Origin of the sequence: Brevundimonas sp., assembly GCF_036400995.1 — a bacterium.
Lineage (GTDB): Bacteria > Pseudomonadota > Alphaproteobacteria > Caulobacterales > Caulobacteraceae > Brevundimonas.
This window is the reverse complement of the sequence record NZ_DASWWG010000022.1, coordinates 1-25,430: the sequence shown is the minus strand read 5'-3', so window position 1 is coordinate 25,430 and position 25,430 is coordinate 1. Positions and strand designations below refer to the sequence as shown.

Below are 25,430 nucleotides of genomic sequence, written 5' to 3'. Positions count from 1 at the left end.
CAGATGCCGAGCGTTTCAGTTAGGCCATCCGCCGGATTCCGCAAACCTCCCTCGTGCGGGCGCGGACGATTAAAGCGTCAGCGTCGTCTCCACGCCCCAGCCGTACCGTTCGCCCCACTGCGCGACCGCGACACGGCCTGCGCCCGCCACGCCCGCCGGAAAGTCCTCGGCCAGCATGGCCGCGTCGTACAGAACAGACACCCCTTCGGTCTCCAGCGTCCTGACGACGGCTTCGCCCCGGAAAATCCGGCTCTGGAACCGCATCGGACCGGTCGGCGAAGCCTCCCTCTCCCATTGGTCCCCACCGGACCGCGAGCGCGGCGTCCATGAGAGGTCAAACCCGCCTCCGGACCGCGGCCGCTTGCGCAGATGCGCGGGGCTCCAGGGACGATCCTGCACGCCCGTCGCCGTCCACACCCTCTGCGAAACCCGGGCGCCGCCCGGCAAGCCTCGAGGACCGGCCCGCCAGACCAGCGGAAGCCCCCGCTCATCAAGCGGCGCCGACACGGCCGTCAGGTCGTCATCCAGAAACACCACCGTGGCTCCCGCCTCCGCGCCGGCGCGCATGGCCGCGTCGGTTCCCCGTTGTCCGCGCAGCACGCCGGACAGCCGCCAGACGTCACCGCCGACAAGTTGGGCATTGCGGTACTGGATGATCTCCCATCCGTCCGCCCCTTCAATCGCGAGCGCGTTTGCCCCGGCCAGGACCGCCAGATCATTGCGGCTCTCGGGCGCGCGGCCCTCGACCTTGACCAGTAACGAGCCGCCGTGATCCCACCGGTGCAACAGCCCGCGCTGGAGCGGCTCCATCAGGGTGCCGACGGTCGCCGGCTTCGCGATCATAGCCCGGAGCGTCAGTGCATCCGGAGCGCCTCCGGCCAGCACCTGCATGGCCTGCCACGGGCTCGCCGCGACCACCGGGATGCAGCCGGACCACGGATCCCCTTCCTGCCCTCCCGGAAGCTCCATCATCCGGAAGAATGGAGCGCCGACAACGACGGACGGCGGCGGCACGCCCGGCAATGCCTCATCGGTCGCCGGAGGCGTCTCGACCACCGGTTCCAGCAGGATGGTGACCCTGTCGGCGGCATCCAGCTCGACAACGCGCCAAAGCCCGTCGACACCCTCGACCGCGATGACATCCCCCGCTTCCAGTTCCAGGGCTGCGACCGGCCCGGGAGCAATACGGAGCCGATCCCCGTTGTCGGTTATTAACGCACCGCCGGCACGCCGTGCGAAGGGTTCCCCGCAAACCGCCGGAAGATCGACATCGAGAGCGCCGGCGCCTCCCTCCCCGCGCACCAGTGTGGAGCCGGTCTGATAGCCGAGGTCGCCATCGATGAAGCGGACACGGACGGTCGCAGGCCGCTCGTCCAGGATCCGTTCGCGGGTGACGAGCGCGCCGTCGTCCGGCAGGGCCAGATCGTCCTGCGACAACGCCGCCGCCTCAAGCCGGTCGCCGACGACCGCCACCCCTTCGCCCCGCTCGGCCAACGCAAAACCCATCGCGCCCAACAACGGCTCAAGGGCCTGTCGCGTCGTCATCGGTCGATCGATGACATAGCCCTGTATCTCACCCGGGAGCTCGGGGATTTCGACAACCTCGACGCCGCCCCTCCTGAGTATGGCCTCCAGGATGTCACGGGTTTCACCGTGCAGTCGCCCGTTCAGCCAATGACCGGTGCGCCAGGCTGCCCCGTCGGTCCAGATCGAACTCCGCGCCGGGAAATCCGGCCAGGGGCGGGCGTCCCAGCACCAGACGTCGGCCGCCTCCAACATCGGTCCGCCATAGACCGGCGAAACCGGGTTGTTGGCCGCGAAATGCTCGAGCACGGCGGTGAGGACACGACGCTGCAGCCGATCATCGCGTGCGCCCTTCGAGTGGGGCGGAAGGCCGCTCTCGTCGCTTTTGGCGTCGGGAAACAGGTTGGGCGCGTTGCCGCCGCGATCCACCGCCGGACAGCCGAACTCTGTCAGTCGCACAGGCTTCAGCCCGGGTGCCCAGGCGGTGCTGTCGGCGCTTCGCAGCCCATCGCGTCGCTCGTGGTGATAATGGCTCCACCACCCCGCCAGATCCTTCACCCGGAAGACCCAGTCCTCACCGTGGGCTTCATCGACGACAGGCGTTCGTCGTTGCACCTCCCGGTCCGCATCTGACGCGTAGAACCAATCGAATCCCTCCCCGCCGGCCACCTGGGACGCCAGATATTGAGGATCGTCCGCGCCCGCGTACCGCTCCCCGTCCAGCCCTCCCTCGTCCGCCCGCCAATCGCCGACAGGCGGGTACCAGTCGATACCGACGTAATCGATCACGGGGTCCGCCCACAGCGGATCGAGGTTGAAACACACCTCATCGTCCGATCGGAGCCCGGCATACTCCGACCAGTCCGCGGCGTAGGAGAGCTTAACGCTCTCACCGGCCACGGCGCGGCACTCGCCGGCCAGCGCCCGCAGGGCCGCTACGGCCGGAAAGCCCCCGGCGTCATCCCGGGTCGACGTGAGCCCCTTCATCTCCGACCCGATCAGAAGTCCGTCCGCACCGGTCTCCGCGGCCATGGCGGCATAGTGCAGGGCCAGTCGTCTCAGCCCCCATCCCTCCGCCTCGCCGAAGACTGCAGCAATGTCATCGAGCGCCTCGACACCGGTCCGAGCGGCGATCCGGCCGCGCCAAGGGTAGGCCGGCTGCCGATCACCGCCGTCAGGATCCGGCAGCTCGTTGTCCGGCGAAATGTCCATGAAGACGAACGGATAGAGTGTCACCTGAAGTCCCCTCGCCTTCAGTTCGCGCACCGCTTGCCGGACGCTCTCGTCAGACGGCGTGCCGCCGTAGGCCGGAGCCCCGTCGACTCTGGAGATGATGTGAGCCGAACCGCGACCGAGCCCTGCCACGGACCAGGTCAGCGGCTCCGTCGCCTTGTCCTCCCGCTCGACGCCGGGGCGAATGAGACAGTGCCCGGCCCGCAGATCATCGCCGAACCAGCCGATCACCAGGCTGACGCGTTTCAGGTTGGGGACCTGGGCCTGCAGCATATCCAGCGAGACCGCCAGGTCCGTGCGATGGCCGGAGTGCACGTTCTCCGGGGTGACGCGTGTCAGCCCCTCGCGCCGCATCACCGGCTCCGTCGCCAGCACGAACTCGCCTGCGCCCGGGATCAGGCACACACCCTCCAGACGCTCCTCCAGCCCCGGCTCCCGTCCGCGCGCGCGCCGGAACACCTCGAATGACAACTGCGGGATCCGGTTTCCGAAAGCGCCCAGCGGAAGATCCTCGAAGACGACATAGGCCGTGCCGCGGTAAGCCGGAGCCAGATCCTCGACGGCTTCGATCAGGGGATCGGGAGCCTGCAGCTCATCTCCCCGGTGGAGGCGCAGGCTGACGCCCGAAAGGTCCATAAGGCGACCATCGGCCCAGATCCGGCCGATGCCGTCGATCTCGCCCTCACACAGGCCGACGGCGAAGCTCAGGGAGTAGCCGTACTCCACCGTACGACCGCCGGCCTTCCCGCCGCCGACTGTATTCCTGTCCTCGCGGAAGCGCGCGGCCCAGATGAGTTGTCCGGTCACCCGAGCCCGCCCCTGGACACACGGGATCGGCGCACCCTCCGCCGTGCCCTGGATGCGGAGAGCCTCCAGGCGGGGCCCCTTCTGTCTCGGCGTTTCCAGACTCGCGATGGCGGCGCGGTCCAGCCCCTGACCGATAACGCTGCCGATCGTCCTGCCGATACTGCCCCCGACAGCCTGACCGACACCGCTCAACACGACCTGAGCCATCACGCCCCTCCTTCACCTTCGGCCGTCGGCCAGCTGAACGCCGCCACCAGCCGAGCTCGCCACCACGCCCCCATCCAGCTCTCGACCACCGCCCGTCCCCAGTAGGCGTGGATCATCCGCTGCTCGCCGCTGTCGTCGCTCAGGATCGCGCAATGCTTGGCCGGCGCGCCGGCGGCCATCCGGAACAACAGGACGTCGCCGGACCGGACGCGGGTGACCGGAATCTCGACCAGCCATCGCCGCAGCGCGGTCATCAGGAGTTCAGCGCCGCCCGTTTCGGCCCAGTCCGGACTGTACGGCGGGGGCAGCTCCGGCTCGGCCCCGACCAACCCTCGCCACACGCCTCGCAGCAGCCCGAGGCAATCCGCCCCCTGTCCACACAGGCTGGCCTGATGCCGGTAGGGGGTGCCCAGCCAGCGCTTCGCCTCATCCAGAGCCCGCTCTCTCATCGCCGGCTCCGGCCGTCATTGGGTTCCCCGTCGCCGGGCGCCAGCATGAGAAAGTCGTCACCCGGAATATCCGGAAAGCCCCTGAAAGCCGCTCCGTTGTTGAACACCGAAGTGCAGGTCCCCCAGCGCCGGTCACAGGTCGCCCCCGGGAACATCGCGCGATCGACTCCGCAGCGTGCATCGCCAAGATCGGCATCGCAGCTCCGCCCGAAGGTCCGCCCGACGATCCGGTCCAGCGCGGCCATCGGTCCCTCGATATCGACCGTGAACCGCTCCCCTTCCCGCAGGCATTTTGCGAGCCGTCCACGCCAGATCCGGGCCCTCAGATCGGGCTGCTCCCAATCGACGCGCCAAAGCTCGACGTCAGCCTGATCGTAGAGTCCGCCGGCCATATCGACCTCGGCTATGGCCGCGTCGTCCAGACCTCCGGAAACCACGGCGCTTCCGACCGCATCCAGTCCTGATCGGGCGGCTCCACCGACCCACCCGCTCGCGGCCCGACAGGTCACGCCATCAACGGTCAGGTCCGCATCGTGATCGGTGAAACCCATGCGTGTCCCGTCCAGGCGGCGCAGGAGCCAGACATGGCAAAGGGTCGCCGCCCCGTTCTCGATCCGGTCGGCCAATGCCTGTGGAATCTGTCGCATCGTCTCAGATCCTGATTTCAATCAGCGGCAGCGCCGCCATTCGTCCGGCGTCAAAACTGTCGAGCGTGACCTCGATCCGATCCGTGTCGAACCTGACGGGCGTGTCGAACTCGAACCCTGCGGTCACCAGGGTGCCCGCTTCCGGCGGTTCGTCCATCACGACCAGACCGGTCGTCGGATCGACGGTGAAGGCCGCGGTTTCCACGCCATCGACCGCCACGCGAACAGAGCCTTCGACTGGTTTGTCGATTGCGCGTTCCCAGTTGCCGGCCCCGTCCTCGTAGCGCTTGAGCAGCGAGAAACCGGCGCCCGCGCCGTCAGCGATGCCGAGCCGCTGGTCGTTCGGTCCTACCGAGCCACGCGGTCCGCACGATTTGAAATCGGCGAAGTCCCGGAACCGGAACCCGTGCAACCGGCCCCGGCGTGCTTCGAAGAAGGCCGTCAGTGTCGCCATGTCATCCAGTGAGCGGAGATGGGCTCCGATCAGATAGCGGCGGCGGCCTGCGGCCCAGGGCGTAGAACGTCGCTCATGGCCTGATCCCAGGGTGACAACCTCGGTCCGCCGTTCGACGCCGCCGGTCGATCCGAAGGCAAGACGGGTCGGCAGCCGGACTTCGTGGAAGGCCATGTCGTCTGCTCCTTTCGCTTGTCAGCCCGGTGGCGCTCCTCCATGGGTGCGCGAGGGAAGCGAAGCTGTTGGGGTGAGGACGTGCGGGGCGAGGTGCTTGAGGTCGGGCCTGACGGCGCCGGCCAGATCAGCGGCGAGGATGGCGTCCGCTACCCGTTCCACACGCGGGAAGTTTCCCGGTTCATCATCCAGTGGGGCGACCGGGTCGACTTCATCCCCGTCGACGGCAGGGCCACCGAAATCATGTTCCTGGCCAGCACGCCGCAGATACCGCGCGCTGCCGACTACACCCGATCGCGGCGCGCCCAGCCGGACGCCGGCTCGCCGTGGGGATACTTCCTGCGCTGCATGAGCAAGTTCGCGGACGGCGAAGGCCGGGCCCCGCCTCGCGAATACTGGTGGTTCGTCTTCTTCCGCGTACTGATGATCGGAGGTCTGGCCCTGCCGGGGCTTATCGTGGGCGGGTCCACGTCCGACGAAGACACGGGCGGCCTCATCGCTTTCATTTCGGTCGCGGCGGCCGCGCTGGTTTTTCTGGCCACCTTCATTCCGGATCTCGTCGCCAAGGTTCGCCGCCTTCACGACATCGGGGTGACCGGTTTCGTGATCCTGCTGGGTCTCATCCCGGGCGGCTCCCTGGTCGTGCTGATCATGCTCGTGATGCCGTCAAATCGTTATGCGAACAGCTACGGCCCCGTTCCTCCTCCGGCCCGCCCCGATCGCGGCGATGGTCGTTGGGACTAGAACCGTCGCGCCCCGAGGGCGACGACGCGCGCCAGCATCTGCGCGATCTGCGCCTCAGATCGAAGCACGCCCTCGGCCCCGCCGTCGACATGCAGATGAACCGTCACGCCTCCGCTGCTGACCGGTTCGACGACGCCGCTCGCGGCCGGCCGAAACACTTCCGGCCCGCGCTCGCCGACCAGATAAGTCGCGCCGCCCTGCACGAAGCCGCCATCCGCCCGGCTGCCGCCGAAGATTCCGGAAACGGCATTCGCGATTGCGCCGGATAGTCCGCCCCCGGGCCCTCCCGCGCCGGCGTTCAACGCCGACAGCATGGCGCGCGCCAGTTCGGCCAAGGAGATTTCACCATCGGCGGCGGCGCGGGCGAGCGATCGCGCCATGCTTTCCCCCGCCCGTCCGAACGCATCCTCGATCGCACCGGCGACACGCTCGGCCGGCTCCCGCAGTCCCTCCAGGGCCGCCGCCGCTTCCGCGGCCATCCGGGGTGTCGCATCCAGTCCGTCCTGTCGGATTTCACTCATCAGGCCAGGCCTCCACCAAGGTTTCGAACGCCGCCCGCGACAGGGGGAGCTGTTGAGGTTCAGCTGAGGTCATCAGCCGCCATTCGCGCAGCGACAGTCGCCAGAAGACCTTGGGACTGATGCCGGAGGCGGCCGCCGTTCTCAGCATCGCGCCCCACGGGGTCTTCACTCCGCCGCCGCGGCGAAGGCCTTGGCCACCGCTTCCGCCGCCTCCCGGGGATTGATGCCCAACGTGTTCACCCGGTCAGCCGCCTCCCCCTCCCCGCCGCCGCGAAGCAAGGCCGCCAGCACGATCAGCAGGTCGCTGCACGACAGCTTCCGCATGCGGTCGGCGAGTGCGGCCAACCCCTCCACGCCGAGGCCCGTCTCGATTTCCGCCAGCCCTCCCAGCGTGAGGCAGAGCCGTCTCGCCTCGCCGGCCAGGGTGTGACGCACTTCTCCGCGGACGCCGTTCATCACAGCACCTCGAACGCGAGCTCGCCGGCGCTGGCCAGACTGATCGCGAACGTCGCCTCTCCCTCATGCGCGCCCGCGTATTCCAGCGCGGCCACGACGAACGGCCCTTCCAGTTGGCCGAAGTCCGGTACGATCAGTCGCCAGACCTGCGCCGCCTGACTGAAGAAGGCTTCGCGGATCAACGCGTCCGAAGCGGCGTCCCGGAAAATCCCTTGGCCGTTCACCACCGCCGACTTCACACCAGCCCCGGCCAGCAGCTCGCGCCACCGCCCCGCGCTGTCTCCATCGGTGGCGTCCACTGTCCGGGCGTTCAGGGCGATGGTCCTCGCCCTCAGGCCCGCGACCGTCACGAAGCCTCCGTCGTCGCCGGCGATCTTCAGCAGAATATCCTTGCCGCGTTGCGCCCCCATGTCGCGCCTCCTTCCTGTCAGATGGGTTCGGTCACCGCCCGCACGCGCAGGACCGCAAAGGTCAGACGCCCCGCAGGTGACCGCCAGACATCGCTGAAGCGGACGGAGAGACTCACGGCCCGCAGTTCATCGTTTTCCGGCCGCGCGTCGTTCACAGCGCGCCGTATGGCCGACACGGCGGCCTTGGCCTCCTCCGTGCCCTGGAAGCTCGACACCACGGTAAGCGTCAGGAGATGTTCCACGCTGTCCCCATCCGCCGGAGCCGGGCGGCTCTCGCAGGGCCCAAGGGTCAGATGCGGATGCCCTGCCTCGCCCGGCGGCGTATCCCAGATACGATCCCCAAGGATCGCCTGGAGCGGGACGTTCGCCTTGAGGAGCTCCAGGATCTCGCTCTGTATGAACAGCTCGTGGTTCATCGCGTCCGCTCCATGGTCAGAAGACTGCGGCCGCCTACCGTTTCGCTGGCCGTCACGCGCCAGTCGGCCCCGCCCAGACGCAGCACGCGCCCGGGGATCAGGCGGGCGTCGGCTCGCCCCTCCGCGCTGACGTGATCGATGGTGCGGCCTATGCCGCCCTCGGCCCTCGTCTGTCGACGCACCGCGCCTAGTTTCACCCAGACGACGCCGAGAGGCTCGTAGGTCACGCTTCGCCCGCCGTACGGCGTTTCACTCTCGACGGCGTCGAACACCGTCGCCAGCACTGCCCGCCGCCCCGTCACAGCCGCACCAGACGATACGGCGCCAGCCAAGCGTCAACCGGGTGGATCGGCATGTCAGCCTCCCCACGCTCATAGGCGCGCAAGGTGAGCATCAGGATCGCCAGCCTCAGCGGCGCCGGCGAGGTGGAGGTCAGCCCCAGTCCGACATCCGCCTCCACCCGGGCGCGCGCGGCTTCAATCAGGGTCTGGATCAGGTCGTCCTCCGCGCCGTGCTCGACGCGCAGGAACAGTTTCGCCTCGGCCAGTGATACCGGTGCGGCCATGGGAGCCTCGTTGCTCTGGATGTGAGGTGGCGGCGACGGAGACGGTCACTCGCGCTCCGCCGCCGGGGTCGACCGTCTGCGATCAGGTCGCGCTGAACTTCATCACCTTGATCGCGTCGAAGTCCTGAACCCCGCCACCCACGCGGCGGGTCGTGTAGAACAGCACATAGGGCTTGGCCGAATACGGGTCCCGCAGCACCCGGACGCCGGCCCGGTCGACGATCAGATAGCCGCGTCGGAAATCACCGAAGGCGATCGCCGGCGCATTGGCGGCGATATCCGGCATCGTCTCGATCTCGCTGACCGGATAGCCCAGCAGCGAAGCCGTCTCGCCGGCTCGCTGCGCCGGCTGCCAGATGTAGTTGCCGTCCGCGTCCTTGAACTTGCGCACCGCCGACACCGTCCGCCGGTTCATCACGAAGCGGGCGTTCGGCCGGTACTGGGCCTTCGGCGCATAGACCAGATCGATCAGCCGGTCCGTCGCATGGGTGGCCGCGAAAGCGCCTGCGCCACCCGAGGCGACATAGCCGATCTCGCCCCACGCCTGATCGCCGTCCGCCACGATGTCGTAGTCCAGGAAGCCGCGCGGCTTGTTGGTCCCGTCGCCGTTGACGAAGGCCTGGGTCTCCTGCGCCGCGAAGGCGTCCTCCACCTCGGCGGCCAGCCATTCGTCCAGATCGACCAGGGCGTCATCCAGCAGGCTCTGGGTCGCGGCGGGGCAGGCGTAGAGATCCGCCGCCGGAAACTCCAGCAGCGACAGGGTCGCCGGATCAGTCTCCGGCCGCGCGGCCGTCTCGGCCACCCAGCCCGCGCCCACGCCGGCGATCGAGACCGGCTTGCGGAATACGCCCGCCTGCACCGTGCGCACCGTGGCGATCTCGCGCATCGGCGAACCGGCCATCAGCCGACGCTCGATCGCGCGCTCCGTCTGTTCCGGCACGACATAACCGGCGGAACTCGCGCCGGACGACAGCCCGGCCTTCGTTTCCAGACCGACGGACGCCCCGGCGCGCAGGTAGCCGTCGAAAGCCGCCTTGGCTTCCGGGGCGGCGATCGTCTTCGGCTCCGCGCCGAGCGGCGGTCGACGCCCTTCGCTGACAACCCGGTCCAGCCGCGCCTGGGCGCTGGCCACCGCCTGATCGATACGCGCCACCTTCTCCTCGAGCAGGCTGTCCGCGGATGCCTTGCGTTCGATCTCGTCCAGTCGCGCGTCATTGGCGCCTTTGAACGCCTCGAAGGCCGCCATCATTTCATGCATGGCGGCGCGAGCCTCCGGCGTGGCCGGAGCCTGTTTGGTCTCTTTCATGATGTCTCCGCTTCTCAGGAACCGCGGGTCGCGGTTAGGGTGCGGGCGTGGGAAAGCTCGCCCGGAAACTCATCAACGGCATCCAGCAGACGACGCTTGATCGACTCGCGATCCGGCTCCTGCCGACGCTTTGGCTGTTCACACTCTGGGAGGACCTGGCGCCCCGGGAGTCGGGACCGGTCAGTCTCGTCCTTCTGCTCGGCGTAGCCGGCGTTCTGTTCGGGTGCTGGACCCTTGGCGTACTGGCGGATGTCGAGCCTGCGCCCCGGCGGCGCTCTCCCTACGACCAGCTCCATGAGACTCCGCCCACAGGCCTCGGCGCGTGGGATCGGATGGCCGACAAGGATCTCGATCCGCCAGCGTTCATCCGCCGCCTGGTCAGGGCGCTCGGCGCCGGACCCGGCAACCGCACCGTGACGTTCGAGGTCCTGATCTTCCTGTCGGCGGTGGCGCTGGGCTGGCTCCTCAGCCGCAAGCCCGCGGACTTCTGGGCCGACCTCCATCCGGCGCTCGGCGCCCAATCCGCCCGTGAGGCCCTGTTCATCGTCGCCTCCGCTGTCGTCTTCTTCGTCTGCGTCCGCTCGTGGGCGACAGAGCAAAGGCGGCGACTGGAGCCTGCGGCCGTCAAGCAAGGCTCGGATTTCGGCCTCTTCGTCTTCCTGCTCGCCTTCACCGCCTTCATGGGCATGATGCTCAGCGACCTGCTGGGCTACGGACTACTCCCCGGCGTCATGATCGGCGCCGCCTTGGTCATCCTTGGCGCTGTCGCCCCCTGGCGGGGCCGGATCCTCGACATCCTTTTCGGAAAACGCGCCTCGTCGACCGGGAATGCCGAATGAGCCGGTACACGCGCCTCGAACAGGCGGCCATGGCCGCGCTGGCCCACGACCTGCGGTCGGAGGTCCCCGACCTCGCCGGCCAGTTCGAGGAAAGCCGCCCCAGCCAGCGCCGGAATTCCGGCTTCGGCCTGTTCACCGAAATGATCGTCGATCGCAGCCGCCCGGCGCCCGCCTCCGGTCCCACCGGCGACCTCGGCTCCGTCCACGCCATGGTCGGCGCCCTGCCCGACCCTGTCGCGTTCAAGGCCCGCGTCCGGAACGGCGTCCTCCTCGGCCTGATGGGCGACAGCTACGGTCAGGACACCCGGACGATCGACTTCGCCACCACGCCGTTCGACCAGGTCTTCACCGTCAACGCCCAGGGCGTTTCCGTGCCGTTCGAGCCCGCGCGGCAAATGCCGGCCAGCCCCCTGCGCGACCTGCACCGGCACAATGACCATCTGCCTCCGCCCCGTCCGGTCGATTCTCCGCCGCTGCGGAATGTCGGCGCCCTGCAAAGGGTGCAGGAAGTCGATGCCCCGCCCCCACACCTGCGGACCGCCGAGCCCGTTCAACCCGTCTCTCCGGACCAGACCTCGCTCCTGATCGGCCTTTGGGCGCTGATCGGAGCCGTGGCGGTGATCGGCGTCTTCATCCTGCGCCTGCCCCTCGCCTTCGGCCTGTTCTTCGTCCTCTTCGCCGGGCGCGCGGTAAAGGATCCCAAGGTCCTGTCGCGGGTCCGAACTTTGCTGGACAGCCGTCAGACCTCCCGGATCATCGGCAAGGAGTGAACCGCGCCCCCGGCAGCATGGGGAAGGTCACCAGCGAGATCTCCCACAGATCAACCGCCGTCAGCACGCGCAGCGCCCCGTCCCGCCTTGCCCGGACCGCGCGAAACCCGATCGAGAGCCCGTGCATCGCGCCCGCCCGGGCCAGCGCCCCGGCGAACCGCGCCTCGGCCGACCAGTCCATGATCCGGCCCCGCACGAACAGCCCGCGGTCATCCTCAATGATCCGGTCCCAGACGCCGACCACCGCCCTGCCCTCGTGCTGGTGAAGCATCCTCACGCCGTCGGCGCCGGTCCGCGCGAGGCTCTCGCGAAACGCCCCCCTGACCACCACATCCCTGTTCAGGTCAGCCACGCCCCAAAGCGAGGCGTATCCCTCGACCGCAAGCCCGACTTTGGCAGCCACGTCCGTCATCACCGCGCCTCCAGACGCCGTTCGATCCGGTCCACCGCGGCGCGCGTCGCTTCGCCCTGCGCTTCCAGCCGGGCCAACCGCTCCGCCACCAGGCGCTGTTCGCCCACCCGCTGCTCCAGCGTTCCGATCCGCGCCGCCGCGCCGCCCGCCCAGACCAGACCGCCGATCGTCTGCACGACCAGCGCCGCGATCAGCGCGACGGGGACCTTTCGCACAGTCTCCATGCTCAGCCTCCCAGCCCGGCCATGCGACGGCGCTCGGCGTCCGTCAGGAAGCTGGCCGCATCCAGTCGCGCCCACAGGGCTTCCCGCTCGGGCTGCAGAGCGGGGACGGCGTCCAGATCCGCCTCGATCCGGACGCCCTCGAACCGCCCGCCCAGCCACACGGTCAGCGCCGCAGCGGCCTTGCGGACCAACGGCGCGACGGTTGCCCGCCAGAAGGCGACATTGGCCTCCCGATAGTTGGCGTAGGTCGCGTCGCCTGGGATGCCCAGCAACTGCGGCGGAACCCCGAACGCCAGAGCGATCTCCCGGGCCGCCGCATGCTTTCCGGCGATGAAGTCCATGTCCGCCGGGGTCCAGCTCAGCGGCTTCCAGTCCAGCCCGCCCTCCAGGATCAGGGGGCGCCCCGCATTGATGACCCCGCTGTGCGCATCATCGATCTGGGCCTTCAGGGCGGTGAACTGCTCTTCCGTCAGCCGCTCCCCCTCGCGGGTGGCGAAGACCAGCGCGCCCGACGGCCGCGCCGAATTGTCCAGCAGCGCCTTGTTCCACTGCCCCGAGGCGTTGTGCACATCGATCGGGAAGGCCGCGGCCTCCAGCGGCGAGAAGCCGTAATGGTCGTCCAGCGGATGGAACAGCTTCAGATGAAGCACCGGCATCCAGCCGTCCGCCGCCCGGCTGAAGGTCACGGCCCGCCCGTTCAGCGCATACTCATAGGCCTGCGGCCAGCCGCTGCGCCCCGGCACGACCTTCATCCGGTCCGGCCGCAAAGACCACAGCTCCTCCGGCGGGCCGTCGCCCGACGCCTCGACATAGGCGTTCCCTGCCGTCTGCAGCGCGCCGTAGACACCTTCCAGCCACTCGACGCCTGACTGTTCGGGGTTGGGTCGCGCCAGCAGCGCCGCCAGCGGGTGGTCGTCACTCCGAACCCCGTCGACGAACACCGCCAGCGGCGTCGCGGCGGCGGCCTCGGTGATCATCCGGACGCAGCGATAGGCGACCGGATTCTGCCCGAACCCCGCCTGCGTCAGGCTGGCGTAGTCGCGCGGTGTCCATCGGGCGCGTCCACCGGACCCCAACGCGATCAGCGCCCCCACCCGGCTGTCCTTCGTTTCGGGCGCGACCTCGCGCCGCCGTCCCCCGAAGGGCCGTCGCCAGTTCAGCATGGTGATCTCCGTGGATCGGGACCGGCGCGCCTCGCGTCAGCCGGTCTTTCCCGTCATGCCAAAAGTATAGGGCGCCAGCGTCCGACCGCTGGAAGATTCCGGCTTCTTTCTTTCAAGCCTCTGAATGACCGAGCGCTTCGCCCGCGAGTTCGGCCGAGCTCACGGAGGTGTCAGACGCCACGTTCCTCGCGCCACTCCGGCGCCTCGAAGTCGAGGGCGTCCTCGGCCTCTTTCAGCGCCAGTTCCGACACCGTCTGCCCCTTCACCGAAACGCCCGCTTCATGAACGGTCTCCCGGCTGCCCGAGACCAGATGATGCCATGGCGCCAGCGTGCGTCCCTCGTGCAGGCGTCGATAGGCGCAGGACTTGGGCATCCATTCCAACGCCTCGATATTCCAGGGCGTCAGCTTGATGCAGTCCGGCACATGCTGCTTGCGGTTGGCGTAGTCGGAGCAGGTGCAACGCACCGGGTCGAACAGCTTGCAGTGCACCCGCGTCGGGATGACCTCGCCGGTGTCCTCGTCCTCGAACCGCACCAGGCAACACAGACCGCACCCGTCGCACAGGCTTTCCCACTCCTCGCGGGTCATCTGGTCGAGGGTTTTGGTTTCCCAGAAGGGACGGGTCTCGGAGGCGGTCTCGTTCACGCGCCCCCCTTACCCCCGCACGACGTCGAAAGCACGGCGTCTCTGAAAGATCAGCGACGGCTCTGCGTCCGTCGCCAGCGATTGGGCACGCCCGACATCAGATCGATCGCCGCGCAAAGATAGGCTCGCGCCCGGCTTTCCGTGCACGCATCCGCCAGACCCGCGATATGGATTTCATGCATCAGCTCCGAGACGCCCGGCGCCGCGGCCTGATTCAGCTCGACCTGTCGCTCCGGCGAGATGGCGGCGGGATCGGCTCGTTCTTCGGGGGTCATCGCCGCGGCGAAGGCCTGGGCGAACGCTCCATCCAGCTCCGTCAGCACGGCCGGCGCCATCGTCGTGCGCTGATAGGACCGCAAGAACACCGGCTGGATTTCGAGCGGGATCACCCGTCCGTCAGCAATGGTCTCCGCAAACCGGGCCTGATGCTGCTGCATCAGCGCCGCGCCGTTCCCGCCCCGCGCCGTCAGCATGGACTGAACCGCCTCGACCTCGGGTGCGCTCGCGGCGACGTTTTGCCCCCATCCTGCCGCGGAGGCCGCTCCCGCCAGGATTAATCCACCGGCCATCGCCGCCGCAGTCACCAGTCGCCGCATTTGCCCCTCCAACTGAGCTGCGTCCTTACTTCAGCGCCACAACCCTGACCATACCGGACGACAGGCGTCGGCGGGCCTTCCCCGCAAGCTTCGGCCACGCTAGACAAAATCGAGAGTTGTTCGGGGGATACGCGTGATTATCGGTATTGATCTGGGCACGACCAACAGTGCGGTCGGTGTCTTTCGTGACGGCAAGGCAGAGCTGATCCCCAACAGCCTCGGCCATGTGCTCACCCCGTCCGCGGTCAGCCTGGATGAGAAGACCGGCGAGGTTCTCGTCGGCCTCGCCGCCCGCGAGCGCCAGTCGACCCACCCCAACCACACCGCCACCGCCTTCAAGCGCTATATGGGCGCCAACCGGAACACCCGGCTGGGCGACCGCAATTTCACCGCCGAGGAGCTCTCGGCCCTCGTGCTCGGCCGTCTGAAGGCGGATGCGGAAGCCTACCTGGGTGAGCCGGTCACCGAAGCCGTCATCACCGTCCCGGCCTATTTCAACGACAAGCAGCGCAAGGCCACCCGGCGCGCCGGTGAACTGGCGGGCCTCAAGGTCGAGCGGTTGCTGAACGAGCCGACCGCCGCCGCCCTTGCCTACGGCATCCACGAACTCGGCAACGAAAGCCGCTTCCTGGTCTTCGACCTCGGCGGCGGCACCTTCGACGTCTCGGTGCTCGAGATCTTTGAAGGCGTCATCGAGGTTCGCGCCTCCACCGGCGACAACCGGCTCGGCGGCGAGGACTTCAACGACGTTCTGGTCGAGGAATTCCGCCGCACCGCGGGCAAGGACATCGCCGAGAAGGACCGCGCCGACGCCACCCTGCGCGAACGCATCCGCGTCGCCGCCGAGCGCACCCGCCGGGCCCTGACCGAGAACCCCTCGGCCACCATGTCGATCGTCTGGAAAGACAAGGCGATCGAGCGCCAGATCACTACCGATGACTTCGAAAGCCTCTGCACAGGCCTGCTGAACCGCCTGCGCGAGCCCGTCCTGCGCTCCCTGCGCGACGCAGGCATCCGCTCCGAGGACCTGTCCGAGATCATCCTCGTCGGCGGCTCGACCCGCATGCCGGTCGTCCGCAAGGCCATCACCCGGATGTTCGGCCGCTTCCCGGCCAACGCCGTCAATCCGGATGAGGCCGTCGCCCTTGGCGCCGCCGTGCAGGCAGGCCTCAAGTCCCGGGACGTGGCGCTAAAGGAAGTCGTCATGACCGACGTCTGCCCCTACAGCCTTGGGGTGGAGATCGCCGAACGCGGTCCTGGCGGTCGCCTGATCGAGGGCATCTTCTCCCCGATCATCGAGCGCAACACGGTCATCCCGGCCAGCCGGGTCAAGGACTACGCGCCCATCCACGACAATCAGCGCGAGATGCTGCTGCGCATCTACCAGGGCGAGTCCCGCAACGTCGCCGATAACGTCCGGCTCGGCGAGGTCCGTGTGCCGCTCAACGGCGGCCGGGCCGAGGACGGCGCCACTGACGTCCGCTTCACCTACGATATCAACGGCCTGCTCGAGGTCGACGTCACGGTCATGAAGACCGGCGAGACCCGCCAGCTGGTCATCGTCGATGACGACGTCGCCGCCTCGCCGGACTTCGAGAAGCGCCGCGCGGCCCTCGCCGCCCTCAAGCAGCACCCGCGCGACTCCGACGCGGTCAAGGCTGTGCTGGCCCGCAGCGCTCGCTGCTACGAGGACGCACTCGGCGACATCCGTCAGTATCTCGGCAACGAGATCACCCGGTTCGAGCTGGTGGTCGAAGGCCAGGACCCGCGCGAGATCGAGCACGCCATCGGCCAGCTCACCACCGTCCTCGACCAGTTCGAGGGGCAGACGTGGCTCTGACCGGATCGATCTGGTCGATCATCGGACTGGAGCCGACGAACGACGAGCGGGAAATCCGGCGCGCCTATGCGCGGCGTCTGAAGGAAGTCCATCCCGAGGACGATCCCGCGGGCTTCCAGGCCCTCCGCGACGCCTATGAGCGGGCGATGGACATGGCCCGCAAGGGCTGGGCGGTGCCCCAGACCCGGCGCAAGTCCCGTCCCAAGGCCAAGGTCGAGGCGCCGACGGCCGACGCGCCGCCGCCCGCATCCCCGGACGCCCCCTGGCCCGGCGACGAGCAACGGCGTTGGGATCAAGCGAACCGGTACGAAACCGCGAACGGCTGGGACGACGCCGATCAGGACCGGTGGAACGTTCGTGAACCGGCCGGCGACGCCGGCGCCGGTTGGGATGACCCGGAGACCGACCGCTGGTCCGGGTCCCCGCGTCCGGAGCGGAAGGCGCCCGACCTGTCCCCCGAGATCCGTGCGGAACTCGACGCCGAACGGGCCCGCCAGGACGCGCACCAGGCCCTCTGCAACGAGCTCGCCGCCCTGCTGCGTCAGGCCCAGCCCGGTCCGGGCGATCCGCTCGGACTGTTGATGAGCATCTTCCGCTCCCCGGCGATGGACTCGCTGCAGGTCCATGACCGCACCGAGCACTGGCTGGCCGCCGCCATCGCCCATGGCGGCCCGGCCGCCGCGCCCCTGATCGAGCCGACCATTCGCTTCTTCGGCTGGGACAACGCCCGCGTGGGCGTCGACATGTCCCACGCCACGCCGGTTCTGCGCCGTCGCGAGACCCAGCGGATGATCGACGATCTGTCGCGGCCGCTCACCGTCGGCCATGCCGCCTGGACCGCCTTGCGTGCGCGACAGACCCTCCAGCGGCGGATCGCGGACCGCCTCGATCCCTTCCTGCCGAAACAGGTCGCCGAACTTCTGGCCCGCGCTACCTACGACCTGCCGGACCTCCACCAGCATCTCGACCCCGAGGCCGTGTCCCGCTGGCGCGCCCGTCTCGACTGGCCGCGGTTCAGCGCCGCCTTCCTGCTCACCCTGCTGATCGCCCCGCCGATCCTCGCCCTGCTTGTCGGCTCCTCCGGCATGTTCGGGCCGTTCAACCTGATCGACCTCCTCGCGATCTGGGCCGCCTCCCTCGCCACCCTCGCGGGCGCCGGCGCGATCTGGGTCAAGGGCGTGCTCGAACCGGCCCGGCGGTGGCGGGACGGAACACCCTGGCAGACCTCGCCGTGGCTACGCTTCGGCTGGGCGACCGCCTCGGCGGTCCTCCTCGCTGTCTCTCCGCTGGTCGCGTCCGTGGATTGGCTCTGGGTCGGCGTGCTGGCGGCCGGCCTCGGCGTCGCGGGCTGGGCGCGGATCGTGACCGCGCATCTCCAGGCGCCCCGCCCCTCGCAGTACCGCCTGCATGAGTTCATCGGCGCGCTGCCCATCGGCTTCTACCTCCTGCTGGGCACGCTGTTCTCCGTTCCGCTGACGGTGACGGCCGCCTTCCTGACCGCAGCCATGGCCTTCCGGCTCGGCGGCCATGCCATCGTCGATGAATGGACCGCGCTGGACCTCCGCCGTCGGCGACAGGTGTCCCTCGGTCTGATCTTCGGCGCGGTGGCCTCCACGGCGGTGGCCACGGCCACCACCCTGCTGGGCGTTCCGGCGCTGGCGGTCGGCGTGGTCGCCGGCTTCGCCTTCCTTGACCGTGCCCTCGCCACCGGTCGCTTCGGCGAGTTGTTCGGCTACCGCAAGGGCTGGCTGCTGGTCGGCTGGATGGTCACCCTGTTCCTTTCGATGATGCTGGCCGGTGGCATGGAGCGAAACCTGCCGATCTGCATCGCCGTGTGGCTCACCGGCGCGGCTGTCCTCACCGGCGGCGCGGGCCTGCTTCCCGAAAGCTGGTCTCCCGGCAAGAAGCGCAAGCCCGGGCAACTGGCCTGACGCTTCAGCTCGGCGGATCAGGCGCCGGCGTCCATCAGCACATGCCCCGGCGTCAGCAGCGACAGCAGCGCCTGTCTCTGCTCCGGCGACACTTCATAGACGCCGAAGATGTCGGACATCCACAGGCCGTCGGCCACAAGACGCAGCAGCAAGGCGTCGTCGGCGCCCACGGGATCGGTCGGATCATCGGCCCGCGCCGCCGCCGTCGCCGCCGTCCAGCGATCCCGCAGGGAGGGCTCAACCGCGCACGCCGCCAGAATGGCCCGTCCGATGCTCATGTCGTCAGGGGTCACGGCGTCGTTGATGGTCACCCGCAGATAGGCTCGCGCCAACCGACCGTAGGGCTGCGGATCGCGCGCCGCCTCGGTCAGAATCGCCTGGGTGAACATCTCGCCCAGATGATCCACCACCCCCTCAAGCAGGGCCATCTTGGTCGGAAAGTGATGCAGCAAGGCGCCCTTGCTGACCGTGGTGCGCGCCGCGACGGCGTCGAGGGTGAAACCCTTCGCTCCCACCTCGGCGACGACCTCCAGCGCCTTGTCGATGAGTTCAGCACGGGTCGTGTCGGGGGCGCGGCGGCGGCGAGCGGTGTCCATTTGCGCTACATACCGGCTGGACGGTAAGCGTCAATCCAACTCCGCCGTGGCGGCTTGTCGCCCCCTCCTCTATATGGCCCGCCATGGCTGCCCGTCCCCCGCTTGTCGCCCTCAAGGATGTCCGTCTGCAGGACGGTCCCCGCCCCCTGTTCGACGGTGTCGACATGGCCATCGAGCCACGCACCCGCGCCGCGCTGGTCGGCCGCAACGGCGCGGGCAAGTCCACGCTGATGAAGCTGGTCATGGGGCTGATCGAGCCGGACGCCGGCGACCGTTCGGTCCAGGCCGGCACGCGCTTCGCCTACGTCCCGCAGGAGCCGGACATCAAGGGCGACACCCTGCTCGACTACGCCGCCTCCGGCGAGGCCGAGCGCTGGACCGCCGAAAGCTGGCTGACCACCTTCGGGCTCGATCCGAACAAATCGACGGTCAACCTGTCCGGCGGCGAGACCCGCCGCGCCGCCCTGGCCAAGGCCTTTGCGGAAGAACCGGACCTGCTCCTCCTCGACGAGCCGACCAACCACCTCGACATCCTCGCCATCGAACTGCTCGAGAACGAGCTGCTCTCGGCCCGCTTCGCCGTTCTGGTCGTCAGCCACGACCGCGCCTTCCTGAACCGCGTCACCCAGTCCGTTCACTGGCTTGAAGGCCGCAAGGTCCGCACCCTCGACAAGGGCTTCGTCGCCTTCGACGAATGGGCCGCCAAGGTCATGGAAGAGGAAGCAGAGTCCCTGCGTCGCCTGACCAAGCGGATCGAGGCCGAGACCTACACCTTCTATCGCTCGATCACCGCCCAGCGCACCCGCAACGAGGGCCGCGCCCGCGCGCTTCAGGCCATGCGCGCGGACCGCGCCGAGCGCGTGAAGGACCTGCCCCGGGAACTGCAACTGGGCGTCGACAGCGGCGTCACCTCCGGCAAGCTGGTGGCCGACCTCAAGGGCGTCACCAAGCGCTTCGGCGACCGCACCATCTTCAAGGGGCTGACCACCCGCGTCATTCGCGGCGATCGCCTCGCCATCGTCGGCCCCAACGGCGCCGGCAAGACCACCTTGGTCAAGGTTCTCCTCGGCGAACTGGAGCCCGACGAAGGCACGGTCCGCATGGGCGCCAATCTGGAGCCGGTCTACCTCGATCAGTCCCGTGAGGGCCTGAAGTCGGACATGACGCTCTGGGACGCCCTGACCCCGGGCGGCGGCGACTCCATCCTCGTGCGCGGCCATTCCAAGCACGTCGCCGCCTACGCCAAGGAGTTCCTCTTCCAGGAAGGCCAGCTGCGCCAGCCGATCTCCACCCTGTCGGGCGGCGAGCGGAACCGCCTCCTGCTGGCCCGCGCCCTGGCCAAGCCGGCCAACATGCTGATCCTCGACGAGCCGACCAACGACCTCGACATGGACACGCTCGAGAAGCTGGAAGAGCTGCTCGAAAGCTATGACGGCACCCTGATCCTTGTCAGCCACGACCGCGACTTCGTCGACCGGCTCGCCACCTCGACCATCGCCATGAACGGCCGCGGCGACATCGTCGAAACGCCCGGCGGCTGGACCGACTTCATCCGCCAGAACCCCGGCTTCCTGTCGCCACCGCAACCGGCCGCTGCAAACGCCCGCATCAGCGGCGCCGAACCCGCACCCGCGTCGAAAGCCGAGGCTGCGCCGAAGAAGGCCGCCAAACTCTCCTTCAAGGACGTCCATCGCCTGAAGGAGATCGAGGGCCTGCTCGAAACCCTGCCCGTCGAGATCGCGAAGCAGGACGCCATCCTCTCCGACCCCAATCTCTACAGCCGCGATCCCGCCGCCTTCGATCGCGCGATGAAGGCCGCCGAAAAAGCCCGCGCCCAACTGGAAGAGATCGAGCTGGAATGGCTGGAGCTGGAAGAGAAGAAGGCGGCGCTGGCGTCCTGAAGTCGCATCGTCAGGTTCTCTGAACGGGTCTAGCGTCACCTCATGCCCGCCACCGTCCGCCGTCTCGAACTGACCCCGTCCGAACGCCGGGCCGCGACGCGGATCAACACCGCCCTGTCGCTCATGCCCCGGCTCAAGGTCGACGGCTGGCGGCTGGAAGCCGGACAGTGGGCCAGCACAACGTTCGGCGGCGCCGCCCAGACCATCACCGCCGCGGGGCTCCGACGCCGCGGCGTCCGGGTCGAGACCCTGCGCATCCCGTCCCCCGACGGCGGGGTTCCGCTCCGTATCCTGCACCCGCCTCGGCCGCCCCGCGGCGTGGTGCTGGACATGCACGGCGGCGGCTGGGTCGTCGGCAGCGCCGGTCTGAACGATCACCTCAACGCCGACCTGGCCGCCAAAACCGGTCTCGCCGTCGTCTCGGTGGACTACCGGCTCCTTAGCGAGTCGCGTGGCGTTCTGTTGCAGCACGCCATCGCCGACTGCGCCGCCGCCGGGCGCTGGCTGGTCGACCATGCCGCCGCGCGTTTCGGTACCATGGACCTGTTCCTCAGCGGCCAGTCGGCGGGCGGCCATCTGGCGGCCCTGACCGCGATGAGCCTGCGGGATGAAGACCGACTCGGCGCCTTTCGCGGCTGCGTCTTCCTGTACGGCGTGTTCGATCTTTCGGGGACGCCGTCCGTCCGCGGCGCCGGCCGCGACACCCTGCTCCTGAACGGGCCGACCATGGCGGCGGACCTCGCCCGCCTTCTGCCCGACCGTGACGAGGCCGGGCGGCGGGCGCCGGACGTGTCACCGCTCTACGCCCCGATGCGCGATCTTCCTCCGGCCCTGTTCATCGCCGGCGACCTGGACCCCCTGCGCGACGACAGCCGGCTGATGGCTGACGCCTGGTCCACGGCGGCGTCCGCCGAACGGGTCGAGGTGCCTCTGGCCCCTCACGGCTTCGTCCATTTCGGCGGCCCTCTCGCCGCGCGGACACTTGAAGACATCCGCCTCTGGTTGGATCGGACCGTGCCCGGCTGATCATTTCCGGTCTGTTCGGACGAAAATTGACCCTGTTTCGCCGCTCTGTGCATAACGTCGCAATACCTTCACATGTCGAAGAAAATTGCGAAAACGCGAATCTTCATACAGCGATTGGACAAGTTTTATCCCTGAATTGATCCACAAGCGGAGCATCCGGGGCGCTTGCTGGATCCGGGATTTGGAGCGAGCTTGATCAGGCCGAGGGACACGGCGGCGCGGAAAACCGGGGAGACCCGGGACTCAAGGCGAACCGGCCCGGCTCTCTGACCCGACGCTTCGGGCGATCTTCGGATCGTAACGGGCGGGAGGCAGGATCAAGGCCCCAAGGGGACGTCGACGGCTTCGGCCGGAGAGGGAACCGGACGGGAACCGGATCGGGATCGAAGGACGGCGCAGGCCAGACCTGCGGAACGCCGGAGACCAGGAGCGCGAGCGGATACAGCTGACCATCGTCGGGGTTCGCCCCGCTGATGCCGAAGCCAGGGTCCAAAACCTCAAAGGCCAAGTCCAACCCGGACTTGGCGAGGGGACGAGGAGCAGCGGTTCGCCGAGGCCCTTCGTCCCCTCGCTCAATTCCGGCGCCCGGCATCCTTTCCTTCGCCCTTTCGCCGCCTTCGCCTTGGCCGTACATAAGGCTATGACCTCGCGTGGGAATCGCAGACTTGCGCCGAACCGCCGCGCCCTTCTGGCCGGCGCGGGCGCCGTTGTCGCCGGCGCCACTGTCGCCTCCTGTTTCAACCGTTCCGAGGTCGAGCCAGACGCCGACGGACGCATCCGCCTGCGCTTCGCCACCGACTGGCGCGCCCAGGCCGAGCACGGCGGCTTCTATCAGGCGCTCGCCTCCGGGGCCTATGAGAAGCGCGGCCTCAACGTCCAGATCATCCAGGGCGGGCCGAATGTGAACGTGCCCCAGCTGCTGGCCTCCGGGTCGGTCGAGCTGGGCATGGGCTCCAACAGTTTCATCCCGATGAACCTCGTCGCCGAGGGCGCTCCGGTGAAGGCCGTCGCCGCCTTCTTCCAGAAGGACCCGCAGGTCCTGATCGCTCATCCGGATCCGGCGCTTGAAAGCATCGCCGATCTGGCCGGGCGCCCCTTCCTGCTTGCGGATGCGTCGATCAACGCCTTCTGGGTCTGGCTGAAGGCCCGGTACGGCTTCACCGATGCGCAGGTGCGGAAATACACCTTCAACCTCGCGCCATTCCTCGCGGACCAGCGCGCCGTCCAGCAGGGCTATCTGACCTCCGAGCCCTACACCGTCGAGAAGGAGGCGGGGTTCGAGCCCCGCGTCTTCCTGCTGGCTGACGAGGGCTACCCCTCCTACGCCACCATGGTGCTGGCCCCGACCGCCTTCGCCCGCGACAACGCCACCGCCTTGCGCAGCTTCATCGCCGCCTCGGCCGAAGGCTGGCGCGACTACATCCAGGGCGACGGCAAGGCCGCCGATGAGCTGATCCGCCGCGACAATCCCGACATGACGCAGGACATCCTGGATCAGGCGCGCGAGAAGCTCCGCGCCAACGGGATCGTCGACGGCGGGGACGCGGCCCTCTACGGCCTCGGGACCATGACGGAAGAGCGCTGGCAGGCCTTCTTCGACGTCACCAGCCAGGCGGGTGTCTATCCGCCCAATCTCGACTGGCGTCAGGCCTTCACCACCCAGTACCTCCCCGGTCGCGGCCGTGGCTGACGCCGTCGCGGCGCTCGACAATGTCGTGGTCCGCTATCCGGACCGCCCTCCCATCGGCCCGGTGAACCTGGCCATCGAGGCTGGCGAGATCGTCGCCGTCGTCGGCGCGTCGGGCGCCGGCAAGTCCACCACGCTCAGGCTGCTCGCCGGACTAGAGAAGCCGTCCGAGGGCGAGGTGACGACCACGCCGCCGGGCCGAACCGCCTTCGTCTTCCAGTCCCCCACCCTGATGCCGTGGGCCGACGCCCTGTCCAATGTCGCCCTGCCGCTCGAACTCGCGGGCGTCCCGCGCGACGAGGCTCGCGCCCGCGCGGCCACGGCGCTCGCCTCGGTCGGCCTCGGCGAGCGCCTGTCCGCCCGTCCGCGCCAGTTGTCCGGCGGCATGGCGATGCGCGCCTCCCTCGCCCGCGCCCTCGTCACCCAACCCGACCTCTTGCTGCTCGATGAGCCCTTCGCCGCGCTCGACAGCGTCACCCGTCGCCACCTGATCGAGGACCTGCATCACCTGTGGGCCGGACGCTCGCCCCGTCCCGCGATCGTCTTCGTCACCCACGACGTCGAGGAAGCCGTCTATCTGGCCGGCCGCACCGTGGTTCTCGACGCCGTCAGTGGCCAGGTGGCCATGGCGCGGCCGACGCCGGGCAACGCGCCCCGTCCCGAAGGCTGGCGGGCCGATCCCGCCTATCGTGAAACGGTCGAGAACCTCGCCACGGCCCTGGCCCACGCCATGCCGGATCGTGTCGGATGAGACGCCTCATCGCGCCCGCCGTCCTGATCCTCGTCCTGCTTTCGGCATGGGAGCTCGCCTGCCGGACGCTCGATGTGCCGGCCTACTTCCTGCCGCCGCCCAGCGCCGTGGCCGTGTCGCTGGTCGAACGCGCGCCCCTTCTGGCGGGCGCGGCGCTGCAGACCTTCCGAATGGCGCTGCAGGCCCTGTTCGTCGCCGCCCTCCTCGGCGCAGGCCTTGCGCTCGGCGTGTCGCTCAACCGGACGGCCGAAGCCGCCGTCCGCCCCCTCGCCGTAGCCCTGCAGGTGACCCCGGTGGTGGCCATCGCCCCGCTGGTGCTGATCTGGGCGGGCCTCGACCATGCTGATCGCGCGGTCATCGCCCTGGCCGCCGCCGTCGCCTTCTTCCCGGTGTTCTCCGGTGTCCTGACCGGACTGAAGTCCGCCGATCCCGACCTGGAGCGACTGTTCGATCTCTACGGAGCCTCGCCGCTCCAGCGACTGGTCCGCCTCCGTATTCCCGCCGCCCTTCCCTTCGCCCTCGAAGGCCTTCGGGTCGCCTCCGGCCTGGCGGTCATCGGCGCCGTCGTGGCCGAGTTCGTTTCCGGCTCCGGCGCCACGCAGGGTCTGGCCTGGCGCCTGCTCGAGGCCGGGAACCGGCTGCGCACCGCCGACATGCTCGCGGCCTTGGTCTGCCTGATGCTGATGGGGCTCGCGCTCAGCGGCCTCGTCGGCCTCATCGAGCGCCGGGTGCGTGCGCATCTGTCCTGATGCGCGCGTTAGCGACGGATTAAGCCCGCCGCGAATACCGTGACCGTCCATACCTCCCGAGTCCGGAGCCGCCCTTGCGCCGCGCCCCCAGCCTGACCCTCGGCCTCGCCACCCTCGCCCTCGCGGCGGGCGGGCTGGTTGACGCCGCACAGGCCCGGACCCAGGCCGCGGCAGCGGCCCCGTCTACACCGCCGCAATATCTGCGCTGGGCCGGGCGACCGGACGTCTCGGCCATGCCCGCTCCGGAGACGACGCCCCAACCGGCCTCGCGCCAGCGCCGATCCAACCGGGTCATCCCCCACGGCGGCGCGCCGGCTGTCCAGGCCCCGCCGCCGACCGCGCCGGGCCGCACCCTGACGCCCGCCACCGCCTGGCTGCGCCCGCC

Annotated in this window: 29 protein-coding genes; 11 read left to right on the top strand and 18 right to left on the bottom strand. The window is 69.1% G+C overall.

The features are described 5' to 3' along the window. Positions 1-69 precede the first annotated feature (69 nt). From VGE03_RS03200 to VGE03_RS03185, 4 genes are read right to left on the bottom strand one after another with little or no spacing between them, the layout of a single operon-like run. Entirely contained in the window at positions 70-3,771 is a 3,702-nt protein-coding gene (locus VGE03_RS03200; RefSeq protein WP_331045028.1) for a baseplate multidomain protein megatron, read from the bottom strand. After that, on the bottom strand, positions 3,771-4,220 hold the full coding sequence (locus VGE03_RS03195) for an NlpC/P60 family protein (RefSeq protein ID WP_331045027.1): 450 nt from the start codon (positions 4,218-4,220) through the stop codon (positions 3,771-3,773). Before VGE03_RS03195 ends, VGE03_RS03200 begins: the two co-directional genes overlap by 1 nt. Then, positions 4,217-4,867: a baseplate hub protein gene (locus tag VGE03_RS03190; protein WP_331045026.1), complete on the bottom strand. Its 651-nt coding sequence runs from the start codon at positions 4,865-4,867 to the stop codon at positions 4,217-4,219. The genes VGE03_RS03195 and VGE03_RS03190 overlap by 4 nt, the downstream gene beginning before the upstream one ends. A gap of 4 nt (positions 4,868-4,871) precedes the next feature. Next, complete coding sequence (locus VGE03_RS03185; protein WP_331045025.1) at positions 4,872-5,495, bottom strand: DUF2460 domain-containing protein; 624 nt, start codon at positions 5,493-5,495, stop codon at positions 4,872-4,874. 93 nt (positions 5,496-5,588) lie between these two features. On the opposite strand from VGE03_RS03185, the gene VGE03_RS03180 reads away from it, so the two are divergent. Next, a complete protein-coding gene (locus VGE03_RS03180; RefSeq protein WP_331045024.1) occupies positions 5,589-6,239 on the top strand; it encodes a DUF805 domain-containing protein in 651 nt (216 codons plus the stop codon). On the opposite strand, the gene VGE03_RS03175 is transcribed toward VGE03_RS03180, so the two are convergent. The 8 genes from VGE03_RS03175 to VGE03_RS03140 form a co-directional block, all read right to left on the bottom strand. Further along, the gene (locus tag VGE03_RS03175) at positions 6,236-6,760 is read right to left on the bottom strand and encodes a phage tail tape measure protein (protein WP_331045023.1); all 525 of its coding nucleotides are present in this window, start codon (positions 6,758-6,760) and stop codon (positions 6,236-6,238) included. The genes VGE03_RS03180 and VGE03_RS03175 overlap by 4 nt on opposite strands. Then, entirely contained in the window at positions 6,753-6,908 is a 156-nt protein-coding gene (locus tag VGE03_RS03170; protein WP_331045037.1) for a phage tail assembly chaperone, read from the bottom strand. Before VGE03_RS03170 ends, VGE03_RS03175 begins: the two co-directional genes overlap by 8 nt. A 17-nt stretch (positions 6,909-6,925) precedes the next feature. Then, a complete protein-coding gene (locus VGE03_RS03165) occupies positions 6,926-7,216 on the bottom strand; it encodes a GTA-gp10 family protein (protein ID WP_331045022.1) in 291 nt (96 codons plus the stop codon). Beyond that, positions 7,216-7,626 carry a phage major tail protein, TP901-1 family gene (locus tag VGE03_RS03160; protein WP_331045021.1) on the bottom strand — a complete coding sequence of 137 codons (411 nt, stop codon included), beginning with the start codon at positions 7,624-7,626 and terminating at the stop codon, positions 7,216-7,218. Before VGE03_RS03160 ends, VGE03_RS03165 begins: the two co-directional genes overlap by 1 nt. Positions 7,627-7,643: 17 nt before the next feature. Beyond that, on the bottom strand, positions 7,644-8,042 hold the full coding sequence (locus tag VGE03_RS03155; protein WP_331045020.1) for a DUF3168 domain-containing protein: 399 nt from the start codon (positions 8,040-8,042) through the stop codon (positions 7,644-7,646). Further along, the gene (locus VGE03_RS03150) at positions 8,039-8,326 is read right to left on the bottom strand and encodes a phage head-tail adapter protein (RefSeq protein WP_331045019.1); all 288 of its coding nucleotides are present in this window, start codon (positions 8,324-8,326) and stop codon (positions 8,039-8,041) included. The genes VGE03_RS03155 and VGE03_RS03150 overlap by 4 nt, the downstream gene beginning before the upstream one ends. 14 nt (positions 8,327-8,340) lie before the next feature. Next, entirely contained in the window at positions 8,341-8,607 is a 267-nt protein-coding gene (locus VGE03_RS03145) for a head-tail connector protein (RefSeq protein ID WP_331045018.1), read from the bottom strand. Positions 8,608-8,689: 82 nt separating this feature from the next. Further along, positions 8,690-9,913: a phage major capsid protein gene (locus VGE03_RS03140; protein WP_331045017.1), complete on the bottom strand. Its 1,224-nt coding sequence runs from the start codon at positions 9,911-9,913 to the stop codon at positions 8,690-8,692. 47 nt (positions 9,914-9,960) lie between these two features. Between VGE03_RS03140 and VGE03_RS03135 the strand changes: the two genes are divergently transcribed. Together VGE03_RS03135 and VGE03_RS03130 are read left to right on the top strand one after the other, a co-directional pair. Then, the gene (locus tag VGE03_RS03135; protein ID WP_331045016.1) at positions 9,961-10,752 is read left to right on the top strand and encodes a hypothetical protein; all 792 of its coding nucleotides are present in this window, start codon (positions 9,961-9,963) and stop codon (positions 10,750-10,752) included. Then, on the top strand, positions 10,749-11,522 hold the full coding sequence (locus VGE03_RS03130) for a hypothetical protein (protein ID WP_331045015.1): 774 nt from the start codon (positions 10,749-10,751) through the stop codon (positions 11,520-11,522). The genes VGE03_RS03135 and VGE03_RS03130 overlap by 4 nt, the downstream gene beginning before the upstream one ends. Here the strand turns inward: VGE03_RS03130 and VGE03_RS03125 are convergent. The 5 genes from VGE03_RS03125 to VGE03_RS03105 all read right to left on the bottom strand — a co-directional run bounded on the left by VGE03_RS03125 (position 11,506) and on the right by VGE03_RS03105 (position 14,564). Continuing rightward, positions 11,506-11,934, bottom strand: coding sequence for an HK97 family phage prohead protease (locus tag VGE03_RS03125; RefSeq protein WP_331045014.1), 429 nt, complete (start codon positions 11,932-11,934; stop codon positions 11,506-11,508). The two genes, VGE03_RS03130 and VGE03_RS03125, sit on opposite strands and share 17 nt — an antisense overlap. Beyond that, positions 11,934-12,158, bottom strand: coding sequence for a hypothetical protein (locus VGE03_RS03120; RefSeq protein ID WP_331045013.1), 225 nt, complete (start codon positions 12,156-12,158; stop codon positions 11,934-11,936). The genes VGE03_RS03125 and VGE03_RS03120 overlap by 1 nt, the downstream gene beginning before the upstream one ends. Before the next feature lie 2 nt (positions 12,159-12,160). Next, complete coding sequence (locus VGE03_RS03115; RefSeq protein WP_331045012.1) at positions 12,161-13,321, bottom strand: phage portal protein; 1,161 nt, start codon at positions 13,319-13,321, stop codon at positions 12,161-12,163. 170 nt (positions 13,322-13,491) lie between these two features. Further along, positions 13,492-13,968 (bottom strand): YcgN family cysteine cluster protein, encoded by a 477-nt coding sequence (locus tag VGE03_RS03110; protein WP_331045011.1) that lies wholly within the window; start codon positions 13,966-13,968, stop codon positions 13,492-13,494. A 50-nt stretch (positions 13,969-14,018) separates the two neighbouring features. Continuing rightward, the gene (locus VGE03_RS03105; protein WP_331045010.1) at positions 14,019-14,564 is read right to left on the bottom strand and encodes a hypothetical protein; all 546 of its coding nucleotides are present in this window, start codon (positions 14,562-14,564) and stop codon (positions 14,019-14,021) included. A 133-nt stretch (positions 14,565-14,697) separates the two neighbouring features. On the opposite strand from VGE03_RS03105, the gene VGE03_RS03100 reads away from it, so the two are divergent. Both VGE03_RS03100 and VGE03_RS03095 read left to right on the top strand, forming a co-directional pair. After that, positions 14,698-16,404, top strand: coding sequence for a molecular chaperone HscC (locus tag VGE03_RS03100; protein ID WP_331045009.1), 1,707 nt, complete (start codon positions 14,698-14,700; stop codon positions 16,402-16,404). After that, complete coding sequence (locus VGE03_RS03095; protein ID WP_331045008.1) at positions 16,395-18,335, top strand: J domain-containing protein; 1,941 nt, start codon at positions 16,395-16,397, stop codon at positions 18,333-18,335. Before VGE03_RS03100 ends, VGE03_RS03095 begins: the two co-directional genes overlap by 10 nt. Positions 18,336-18,352: 17 nt before the next feature. On the opposite strand, the gene VGE03_RS03090 is transcribed toward VGE03_RS03095, so the two are convergent. Continuing rightward, on the bottom strand, positions 18,353-18,931 hold the full coding sequence (locus VGE03_RS03090) for a TetR/AcrR family transcriptional regulator (protein WP_331045007.1): 579 nt from the start codon (positions 18,929-18,931) through the stop codon (positions 18,353-18,355). 83 nt (positions 18,932-19,014) lie between these two features. On the opposite strand from VGE03_RS03090, the gene VGE03_RS03085 reads away from it, so the two are divergent. From VGE03_RS03085 to VGE03_RS03060, 6 genes are all read left to right on the top strand, one after another. Beyond that, complete coding sequence (locus VGE03_RS03085; RefSeq protein ID WP_331045006.1) at positions 19,015-20,832, top strand: ABC-F family ATP-binding cassette domain-containing protein; 1,818 nt, start codon at positions 19,015-19,017, stop codon at positions 20,830-20,832. Positions 20,833-20,874: 42 nt separating this feature from the next. Continuing rightward, positions 20,875-21,858, top strand: coding sequence for an alpha/beta hydrolase (locus VGE03_RS03080; protein ID WP_331045005.1), 984 nt, complete (start codon positions 20,875-20,877; stop codon positions 21,856-21,858). Between the two features lie 640 nt (positions 21,859-22,498). Continuing rightward, a complete protein-coding gene (locus tag VGE03_RS03075; protein WP_331045004.1) occupies positions 22,499-23,548 on the top strand; it encodes an ABC transporter substrate-binding protein in 1,050 nt (349 codons plus the stop codon). Then, complete coding sequence (locus VGE03_RS03070; protein ID WP_331045003.1) at positions 23,541-24,296, top strand: ABC transporter ATP-binding protein; 756 nt, start codon at positions 23,541-23,543, stop codon at positions 24,294-24,296. The genes VGE03_RS03075 and VGE03_RS03070 overlap by 8 nt, the downstream gene beginning before the upstream one ends. Continuing rightward, complete coding sequence (locus tag VGE03_RS03065; RefSeq protein WP_331045002.1) at positions 24,293-25,045, top strand: ABC transporter permease; 753 nt, start codon at positions 24,293-24,295, stop codon at positions 25,043-25,045. The genes VGE03_RS03070 and VGE03_RS03065 overlap by 4 nt, the downstream gene beginning before the upstream one ends. A gap of 74 nt (positions 25,046-25,119) precedes the next feature. Then, positions 25,120-25,430, top strand: a 311-nt coding sequence (locus tag VGE03_RS03060; protein WP_331045001.1) for a hypothetical protein, incomplete at its 3' end; no start/stop codon positions are given.